Origin of the sequence: Neobacillus novalis NBRC 102450 (assembly GCF_001591805.1) — a bacterium.
Taxonomy (GTDB): domain Bacteria; phylum Bacillota; class Bacilli; order Bacillales; family Cytobacillaceae; genus Neobacillus; species Neobacillus novalis.
In genome coordinates this window covers 1-10,128 of record NZ_BCVP01000068.1, presented here as the reverse complement: position 1 = coordinate 10,128, position 10,128 = coordinate 1, and the positions used below count along the sequence as shown (strand labels likewise).

Genomic DNA, 10,128 nt, shown 5'->3' with positions numbered 1-10,128 from the left:
AAGCGACCGAAACCGAGAAAGCCGTCCAAGTTGGGTAGCTTATAAGGGGTATAAGCTACCGAAACCGAAAAAGCCGTCCAAGTTGGGTAGCTTATAAGGGGTATAAGCGACCGAAACCGAGAAAGTCGCCTAAGTTGGGTAGCTTATAAGGGTATAAGCGACCGAAACCGAGAAAGTCGCCTAAGTTGGGTAGCTTATAAGGGGTATTAGCGACCGAAACCAAGAAAGCCGCCCAAGTTGGGTAGCTTATAAAGAATAAAAGAGTCCCACGCTATGACCGCGAGGGACTGTTTTCTTCACTTTAGTTATTCGCTCGATAACTTATTAGGTTTGTGAAAATCCGGTAGCCGCCTGGAACTTGGCCTTGGATTTGGCGATAGAAGACTAGGTTTGTATAAAGGTATGTTCCTTTACCGTAATTAGCCATCAGAATTCCGCCATCGAATGGAGCTTCGCCCGGGTCTGCCATTCTGACAAATGTTTCGTATCGATTATCCCACGCCATTGGGAAGTACAGTCCTCTTTCTTGTATCCAATGATCCCAATCACTATCAGTAATTTTATTTGGATAGTTGAATAGAGGTGAGTTAGGCTGCAACACCGTTACTTTAGCATTCTCATCCGTTACCCTCCACTGAATGGACACATTTCCAATCGTTAATGGATATGGAGCCGTAGTTTGGGCGTTCCAGCCATCTCCAGGTTTATGGTATTGCACGACTAAGTGTCCGCCATTATAAACATATTGTTTGAGACGCTCGTTACTTGCGATTAAGTCAGCCCGAGACAGGTAGGCGCGAATCCCGACAACAATGCTATCGTATTGACTTAAATCAGCTGTTTTCAAATCGGATTCCGTTAGTTTTGTTACATTTAGTCCCGCGTTATTAAGATAATCTGCGACCTTATCAAATCCGCTTTCAACATAACCAATTTTCAAGTTGTCATTTTTCAAAAGTTCAAAGGCCACACCGTTAACTTGTGCCGGATACTCGTAATAGAAAGTTCCAATATGATCATAGTTGATTGTTTGTACAGTGGAATTAAAGGTTTTACCGTTAACCGCTGCTTCAGCGATAATTTTAAAGTCACCTGCTTTAATATCTTTTGGCGGTGATAACGTAAAGTCGATAGCTTTTTCTTCTAAATGGCTATTGAAAGCAACGTCTGCTTTACTTGGCGAGACTTTCCACCCTTCCGGAACATTTAAGGTTACCGATGATTGGGCAGCGCCGGCACGGTAATTTTTAACCTTAACGGTAACAGGGATTTTCTCTTGGACATCTGCTGTATTCACGACAATATCTTCAGGAGATAAGGTGAGACCAACATCCGGAAGAACCGCGATTGTACCGTTTAAATCTTTGATTTGGCTTATTTTTGTACCTGTGGATTCATAGGTGATGTTTGCTTCAATGGCCGGTGTTTTGTAGGCATGAAAATACTCGGCATCTTTAGGAACCGCAACCTGATAGGATAGTTGTCTGGATTCACCTGGTGCCAAGTTACTTGCGTTATTCTTGGAGGTAATCTTCCAGCCAGCCGGAACGAATAAATCAGCGCTGACATTGTGTAGTTTTTGTTTTCCGTTATTCTTTAGTGTTACGGTTACTTTTGTTGTTTGTCCCTTTGTAAGGATATTGAACTCAGAAGAAGCACTAACATCCAACTGTGATGCTGCAAAGCTAGCGGTTTGCAATTGCTCTTCTTTTAAAGAAAGCTTATGAAGCAAATCATTTTTCAGCGCTGGAGAAAGCTTGGATTGTTTTGTTTTGTTCAGCAAATTGCGTACATCTTTTAAGGTACTCTGTGATTGCTCAAATACCTGTTCCTTCTTAGGGTAGGAAGAAACAATGGCGTCTAATTTGCTTTGGAGTTTCGTAAAGTGCACTTTTAGGTCATTTTCAGTTTTCGGAAATTCTTTTGCCCATTCGCTGAAATTATATGGGACACCTTGAAAAAGAGCTGGTTGGTTTCCAACCGCTGTTTTAAATAATTCAAGATCAACTTGTCTTGGTGCAGCCGGAATATCATTCCCCATCCCTTGGCTTTTGTGCATATAACGAGATTGCTCCCCTAGTTGAGGATAAGTCATCTTGTAAATTGGATCGTACATGCCGATTTCAATCGAGGTTGTGGCTGTTGCTTTAGATACCGCTGGTAGATAAAGTTTTTTAACCTGCCAAACTGATAGTCCCTCTTTTAATTGCTCAGGGAAAATGGCTGGATTTGCAGCATCTTCAAAGGCACGTTCAGTTAATATTTCCATAGTACGGTGATGTCCGTGCTCAGAAGGAACGTTTCTAAATGAAGGCATGACAATATCAGGCTGGTACGTCCGAATAAAGCGGATTAAACGCTCGTACGTTAAGTCCTCTCCCCATTTGGCTAATGTTTCTTCCGGACTTTTAGAAAAACCAAAATCATAGATGGCATCAGATGTGGTTTCACTAAGATGAAAGGCTTTGACGCCAGTAATCTTAGCTGCCTCAATCATTTCCCTTGAGCGGATGATCCCTAAACCATTTCCTAATTCGTCACCAATTTCGTTCTGACCGCCTTCACCGCGGTTAGCAATTAAACTGGATGTTTTAACACCGAGCCCCCTGGATAAATAGGCGAGAAAATCACTTCTTTCATCATCCGGGTGTGCGCCGGTATTAAGAAAGGTAACTGTCGTTTCTAGAGGTTTTACAGCATTCCATAGATCAACATCTGGTTCCTGTGCTTTGGCAGCACTTCCGCTAAAAGGCAGTAATGATACTACCAAGAGAATAGAAAGTAATCCAAGAAAAAACTTCTTCATTTTTGTAACCCCTTTCATTTTTGAATTAAGATTCAACTGTTACACCCTCCCTTTGAATGTAGTAGCTAATAGGTTAGTTAAATTTCCTAACTAACTGAAGAAAAACACCCTTCACCTAATAATAAACACCTAGTAGGAGAAAAGTAAATTCAGAATATTAAAACAGTTATTTCTTCCTATAGGCAATTAAGGTATAGTTATATTAGACTATATAGTAAGTATAGTTCTAATATTCACCCTTTTAAAAATAATTATTGTAAACGGTTACTTTTTGAGTTATATTTTAGTTAATTCTTAAAACTAACTAACTCGACAAAATAATTAAGGCCGTGATGCAATGAGTATCAATGAAAATAAAATGCTAAACAAAAAAAGAATCTTGCAGTGTATTTTGGAACACGCACCAATCTCAAGGGCAGAAATTGCTGGGAAAATGAAAATTAGTAAACCGACCGTCTCACTTTTAGTGGATGAACTGATCCAGGAAAAATGGGTTTTTGAAAAAGGAATTGGCGATTCGACCTCACAAGGGGGAAGAAGACCGATTCACCTATATTTCAACGAAAAAGCAGCCTATATCATTGGCACTGATATTGGCGGTACAAAAGTAAAAATGGTCATCAGTGACTTAAACGGAAATATCGTTGCTTCGAGCAGTTTTCAAACCGAACACTACTTAAACACCGGCCTTTTGAAGAAAATGGCAAAAGAAATTGGCGTAATGATTCAAAAGAATGGGATTGATCAGCAAATGATTTTGGGTATGGGTGTAGGAGTGCCCGGAGTAACTGAAACGACTGGAATCGTTGTAGAAGCACCCAGCTTGAATTGGATCCGCTATCCCTTCATTAAAGAAGCTGAACGATATTTGTCGTTTCCAATTTACATGGACAATGATGTCAATGTTGCCGCACTTGGGGAACAATGGCTGGGAAATGCCAAACACAAGGAAAATGTTCTGTTCATCGCCATTGGCACCGGGATTGGAAGCGGCATCATCATTCATAATCAGCTTTATCGAGGATCCTCCAATGCTGCTGGTGAAATGGGTTATATGGTTACCGATAAAAACGATATGAAAAATGAATTCAAGCCGATTTTTCATCGGTATGGTTATTTAGAGAGTGTCGCTGGCGGGAAAGCAATTGGTGACAAACTCACAAAATTAGTAATTCAAAATCCAGACCATCCCTTAAACGAACAGGCTAAATTAGAAGAGCTAACAGGTGAGATGGCATTTACGCTTGCAAAAAAAGGTGACGAGATCGCCCTCAAAGTGGTCGATGAGGCGATTGAGCATATAGCCTATGGAATTATTAATGCCGCTAGTTTATTAAATCCGGAGGTTATTATTTTGGGAGGTGGTGTGTTAAAGTCATCTGAATTCATCTTACCTAAGCTGCGTGAAATTGTAGATCACTATCTTCCAAGTTCAGTAGAATTGAACATTTCACAATTAGAAGAGGATGCAGGTGTATTGGGAGCCGTTTCATTATTTATACGTGAGCACGACAGTATTATTAACTTTTCTTAAAGAGGGGGATTTTTTGTGAAAAATAAGAAAAAAGTATCAATTTTAACTGCTTTAACACTTTCCGCATCACTTTTGCTTGCTGCCTGTGGCGGTGACACCGAGAAAACTTCAAACACACCTTCAAAGAAACCGGCCGACAAGAAAGAAGCAAAACTAGAAGAGAAAATTGTCGTTTATTCACCACATGGAAAAGACATTTTAACGAAGTTCGAAAAACAATTTGAAGAGAAATACAATGTGGATGTTGAGTGGCTCGACATGGGTTCACAAGAGGTGCTTGACCGGATTCGCTCGGAAAAAAATAATCCGCAAGCAGATGTATGGTGGGGAGCACCTTCGGTAAACTTTGATCAGGCAAAGGATGAGGGGCTGCTGGCGCCATATAAACCATCCTATTCAGGAAGCCTTGATGACGGCTTCCGAGACCCTGACTGGAATTGGTCCGGTACAAGTCAAACGCCTGAAGTCATTATGTATAACAGTAAAGAGGTTAAGAAGGAAGATGCTCCTAAGGATTGGGATGAATTATTGGATGCGAAATGGAAGGATAAAATCATTATTCGTTACCCGCTTGCATCTGGAACAATGAGAACCATCTTCTCTGCGATGATTTACCGTGATTTCAAAGATTCCAATGATCCAGCAAAAGGATATGATTGGTTGAAGAAGCTGGACGCTAATACTAAAGAATATTCTGCTAACCCTGAGATGATGTACAACAAAGTGGCCAAAGGAGAAGGCGTTGTTTCTGTCTGGGCCATGCCTGATGTTGTTATGTTAAAGGAAAACAAAAATTATCCTTTTGAATTTATTGTTCCAAAAAGCGGAACACCAGTCTTGACCGAAGGAATCGCAGTTGTGAAGGGGGCGCCGCATCCGAAGGCTGCCGAGGCATTCTACGAATTTGTGAATACACCTGAAGCCGCTAAAATATTGGCAGAAGAATTTTACCGAATTCCAACAAGAACAGATGTGAAAGACCTTCCAAAGTGGATTACCGATACGGAAATTAAGAAGATGGATATTGACTGGAAAGTCTTCCAAAAAGAAGGCGACAGCTGGATGAAGTATTGGGATGAAAACATCAAGAGCGGTGCAAAAGAAATCAAACAATAGGAAGTGTTAGGGAATGGCGTCGATAAAGATAGATCAAGTCCAAAAAGCGTTTGGAAAAGTAATCGCAGTCGATCATTTAGACTTGGAAATTAAGGATGGGGAATTCTTTACGTTCCTTGGACCGAGCGGTTGTGGCAAAACCACAACACTAAGGATGATTGCTGGCTTTTATTATCCGACAAAAGGCATGATTCGTTTTGGCGATAAAGATATGACGCGCGTACCTCCTGAAAAAAGAAATACGGGCATGGTTTTTCAAAACTATGCCCTTTTTCCTCATATGACGGTGTTTGAAAATGTAGCTTTTGGTTTAAGAGTAAGAAAAATCTCGGCAAAAGAACTGAAAACACGGGTACAAGATGTGCTTCGTAAAGTAAGGCTCGAGAAATATTCTGATCGTCAAGTGAGTCAGTTAAGTGGAGGGCAGCAGCAGCGTGTCGCCTTGGCAAGGGCATTGGTCATTGAACCGGAAATTCTTCTCCTTGATGAGCCGCTGAGCAACTTGGATGCCAAGCTCCGGGATGAGATGAGAAGCGAGATCTTAAGGCTGAAAGAAGAATATAAGATCACGACCATTTATGTCACCCATGACCAGGCAGAGGCGTTATCGATGAGTGACCGAATTGCTGTTTTTAATTTTGGGGTTTGCCACCAGGTTGGGACACCATCTGAAATTTATAATGAACCTGCGAATGATTTTGTTGCTAGTTTCATCGGTGAAATCAATCTTTTACCGGTTAAAGTTGAAAGGGTTGAGCAAGACCATGTCTATGTATCTGCCCAATTTGGCTCTGAGTCGAGAGAATTGGTTGTACATAATCTACCCTATAATTTTAATCCAGACGCAAAAGGTGATCTTTCCATCTCCATTCGACCTGAAGCAATTAAAGTTTTTGAACAGCAGACAGACGGAACAAATATACTAAAGGGAAAAATTGAGAAAGTTGAGTTTTTTGGCTCGGTCATCAATCTGAGTGTGAATGTAGCTGGGCTGCTTCTTCAAGTGAATCTATTAAACAACAGGTCTAATAATCTAGAGTCTGGGGCGGATGTGTGGGTACAATTGCCGGAAGACCAAATCCGTGTTATTCCTGTCGTAAGTGGTGACGTCTCATGTTAAAAAATCGTGATACTAGGTTTACGATACTGCTGCTGATTCCGGTTCTATTAGTATTGGTTGCCTATGTTCTTTACCCTTCCATCAGGACATTTATTGAAAGTTTACAAACAGAGCGAGGAGCATCCTTAGCTAACTATCTGGATTTCTTTAGCCAAGAATCAAAAACCAATCTCCAAGCCTTGTGGAATTCGGTTTATATTTCTATCTTAAGCGTGCTTGTTAGTGCACTCATTGGTATTCCTCTCGCGTTTATCTTTAATCGTTATGATTTTCCCGGCAGAGGCTTTTTCTCGTCGGCCGCTATCATGCCAATCGTTCTCCCATCCTTGGTAGGGGTCATGGCATTTATGTTTTTATATGGGGAAACAGGCTTAATCCCCAACCTAATAAAGGATTTATTTGGTCTGGAAAAAGTCCCTTTTAAAATAGGCGGGGTTTCGGGAATATTAGTTGTCCATGCCTATACAATGTATGTTTATTTCTATATGACAGTCTCGTCGGCCATTAACAAAATCGATCCAAGTCTTGAGGAAGCTGCCTATAATTTAGGCGCTAATCGATTCAAGGTTTTTTGGAAGGTAACATTTCCATTATTAACCCCTGCGATTGTTGCTGCCTCACTGCTCGTATTTATGATCTCAATGGCATCCTTTAGTGCGCCATTCTTATTAGCAGGCGGGTACCGCGTACTAAGTCTGCAAATCTATTTTTCAAAATTAAATGGGGATATGGAGGTTGCCGCCACGCAATCTGTCATCCTGTCTATTGTTTCGATTGCCTTCTTATTATTTATGCGCTGGTATCAAAATAGGAAGGATTACCGAATGGCCACAAAAGGGATTGGTGCCCATCGCAGTGAAGTGAAAAATCCTGTTATGAAATGGATTATGGTATTACTTGGCATCATTGGCGTGATAATCTTGCTGCTTCCGCACTTCACGATCCTGCTCCTTTCGTTAGTACCGGACGGAACCTGGACGTGGCAAATCTATCCATCCGTATTTAATTTTGAAAACTATCGCTTATTGTTACAGGATCCAAATATATTTAAGCCTTTAAAGAATAGTTTAATTTTAGCGTTTATCGCTACAGCCGGAAACTTAGTGTTTGGTGTATTAACGTCCTATCTTCTTGTGAAACGAAAATTTATCGGAAAGAATTTTGTCGACATATTGGTAATGATTCCATGGGCATTACCAGCGACCGTTATCGGGATGAATCTGATCTTTGCTTTCAATGAGCCAAATATTTTCTCATTCGGAAACATTCTCGTTGGTACGTTTTGGATCTTGCCACTCGCATATTTTGTCCGCCACATTCCTTTAGTAGTGCGCTCAACCAACGCTGTTCTTGAACAATTAGACGATTCCATTGAGGAAGCATCGAGAAATCTCGGGGCCCGATGGTTTTATACGTTTAGGAGGGTGATTCTGCCGATTATTATGCCTGGTGTTTTATCGGGAACCTTACTTGCGTTCGTAGAGTCTGTCGGTGAATTTCCAACATCGGTATTATTGTACACAATATCCAATCGACCAATATCGATTGAAATTATGAATCAGCTCAGAATGTTTAATATGGGCCAGGCTGCCGCATATGGAATGATTCAAATTGCCTTAATAGCCATTGTCTTGTTTATTTCAAATAAGGTTTTCGGTGTAAAAGCTGAACAATCATTGTCTTAAAATGAAACTTCAATCAGTGGTGGGATTGTTCGGCCGCTGAATGGTAGTTGAATCAAACGGAGATGAAAAAAATGAGTAAGCTTGAGGAATTTATCAAAACTGAAGGAACGGCTTTTCCGGGAAAAACGTATGTGGAAGAGCTGCTGAAGCCGGTATTTAACGATCAGCGCGATTTCTTATTCGATGTCATGTTTGATATTCACCGTGCCCATGTAATCATGCTTGAAGAACAAAACATCATTAAAACCGATGAAGCTAGAGAGATGTTAAAGGGCATTAATAAAGTAGCGAAGACGGATATCGGTCAAATATCGTATCAACCTCAGTTCGAAGACCTGTTTTTCATGATGGAGGCCAAAATCGGCGAGGAAATCGGGTCGGAATTAGCAGGGAAAATTCATATTGGCCGCAGCCGGAACGATATGGGTGTGGCCATGTACCGGTTAGTATTAAGGGAACATTTTTTAGAGTTGCTGCAAAGTGCGTATCGGTTGAGCGATGCCATATTAGGGCAGGCTGAACAGCATACCGAAACCTATATAACTGGTTATACGCATACACAGCCAGCCCAGCCTACTACACTAGGACATTATTTATTGGCGATTTATGATGTATTACAACGGGATATAAAACGTTTGTGGTCAGCCTATGAAACCGTTAACCAATCATCACTAGGTGCTGCGGCATTAACCACAACGGGTTTTCCGATTTGCCGCACGCGGACTTGTGAGCTTTTAGGTTTTGATAAAGTAATTGAAAACTCCTATGACTCGATTGCTGGGGCCGATTATTTGCTGGAAACCTCTTCTGCCTTAATGACCTGCATGGTGAACACTGGGAGATGGATTCAGGATTTCTTGCAGCATGTGACAAGAGAATTTGGTTCTTTCTATGTGGCCGACCCTTATGTACAGGTCAGCAGTATCATGCCGCAGAAGCGAAATCCGGTATCGATTGAACATTCACGCTCGATTGCCAGCAGTGCCTATGGCGATGCGCTGGCAGCGATGAATATGATTCATAATACCCCGTTTGGCGATATTGTCGATACCGAGGATGACCTGCAGCCCCATTTATACCGGGCATTTACGAATGCCAATCGAGTCATGAAATTAATGTATGCCGTGATTACAACCCTAAAGGTAAACGACGAGCATATGAAAAAAATGGCGCATAAATCAAGCGTAACGATTACCGAATTAGCAGATACACTAGCGCGAGATTATGGCATTTCGTTTAGAAAAGCCCATTCGGTTGCAAGCTTTATTTCGAAAAAGACAATTGGTGCTCGGAAGGAATTATATGAGTGGAAAATTGACGAAATTAACGAAATGATTAGCGGATTCGTCGATGTGGCACTAACAGAACAGGAATGGAAAAAAATCATTTCGCCGGAATACTTCGTTGAGATTAGGAGCATCCAGGGCGGCCCAAGTCCAAAAGAAGTCGTTCGGATGATTGGAGAGAGGCAACAGAGGCTAGGGATTCAACTGAAGGATTATGAAGGCTTAGTGGAAAAATTAACTGCTTTGCGGAACAGATTAGTAGAGTATTCGATTTGAGGTTCAAAAAAAATAGAGTCAAAGGTATAAACGGGTTCTACTTTGATGTTTGTGTGGGTTTTAAGCTCACAGCGTCGAAGTAGGGCCCTTCTATTTGGATGTACTCGTCACTTATGATCAAAAATATCTACGTAGCCCACAACTAAGTATGTATTTCCTCAGATATTAAGCCCAAAAATCAATGTAGGACCTCTATTATAGACGTTTCTCAAAATTCCCAACCACAAATTTGAACTATAAAGGGGTATAAGCGACCGAAGCCGAGGGATTAGTGGAAGTTGAGTAGCTTATATGGAGTATAAGCT

General features: G+C 41.1%; 6 protein-coding genes. 5 read left to right on the top strand and 1 reads right to left on the bottom strand.

Going from position 1 to position 10,128, the window contains the following annotated elements; translation table 11 throughout:
* Positions 1–301: 301 nt before the first annotated feature.
* Positions 302–2,806 (bottom strand): NEW3 domain-containing protein, encoded by a 2,505-nt coding sequence (locus tag BANVL01_RS25875; protein ID WP_066096063.1) that lies wholly within the window; start codon positions 2,804–2,806, stop codon positions 302–304.
* Positions 2,807–3,164: 358 nt separating this feature from the next.
* Here BANVL01_RS25875 and BANVL01_RS25870 point away from each other — a divergent pair, with 358 nt between their 5' ends.
* The 5 genes from BANVL01_RS25870 (at position 3,165) to argH (ending at position 9,823) form a co-directional block, all read left to right on the top strand.
* Positions 3,165–4,340 (top strand): ROK family transcriptional regulator, encoded by a 1,176-nt coding sequence (locus BANVL01_RS25870; RefSeq protein WP_235845778.1) that lies wholly within the window; start codon positions 3,165–3,167, stop codon positions 4,338–4,340.
* A 15-nt stretch (positions 4,341–4,355) separates the two neighbouring features.
* Positions 4,356–5,456, top strand: coding sequence for an extracellular solute-binding protein (locus BANVL01_RS25865; protein ID WP_066082729.1), 1,101 nt, complete (start codon positions 4,356–4,358; stop codon positions 5,454–5,456).
* A 13-nt stretch (positions 5,457–5,469) separates the two neighbouring features.
* Complete coding sequence (locus BANVL01_RS25860) at positions 5,470–6,576, top strand: ABC transporter ATP-binding protein (RefSeq protein ID WP_066082731.1); 1,107 nt, start codon at positions 5,470–5,472, stop codon at positions 6,574–6,576.
* The gene (locus BANVL01_RS25855) at positions 6,570–8,261 is read left to right on the top strand and encodes an ABC transporter permease (protein WP_066082733.1); all 1,692 of its coding nucleotides are present in this window, start codon (positions 6,570–6,572) and stop codon (positions 8,259–8,261) included. Before BANVL01_RS25860 ends, BANVL01_RS25855 begins: the two co-directional genes overlap by 7 nt.
* Before the next feature lie 71 nt (positions 8,262–8,332).
* The gene (argH, locus tag BANVL01_RS25850) at positions 8,333–9,823 is read left to right on the top strand and encodes an argininosuccinate lyase (protein ID WP_066082735.1); all 1,491 of its coding nucleotides are present in this window, start codon (positions 8,333–8,335) and stop codon (positions 9,821–9,823) included.
* Positions 9,824–10,128 lie beyond the last annotated feature (305 nt).

What these genes read in the sequence shown, in the direction of transcription:
- BANVL01_RS25875 (WP_066096063.1), bottom strand. Translation starts at nt 2,806, where the DNA reads ATGAAGAAGTTTTTTCTTGGATTACTTTCTATTCTCTTGGTAGTATCA.
- BANVL01_RS25870 (WP_235845778.1), top strand. Translation starts at nt 3,165, where the DNA reads ATGCTAAACAAAAAAAGAATCTTGCAGTGTATTTTGGAACACGCACCA.
- BANVL01_RS25860 (WP_066082731.1), top strand. Translation starts at nt 5,470, where the DNA reads ATGGCGTCGATAAAGATAGATCAAGTCCAAAAAGCGTTTGGAAAAGTA.
- BANVL01_RS25855 (WP_066082733.1), top strand. Translation starts at nt 6,570, where the DNA reads ATGTTAAAAAATCGTGATACTAGGTTTACGATACTGCTGCTGATTCCG.
- argH (WP_066082735.1), top strand. Translation starts at nt 8,333, where the DNA reads ATGAGTAAGCTTGAGGAATTTATCAAAACTGAAGGAACGGCTTTTCCG.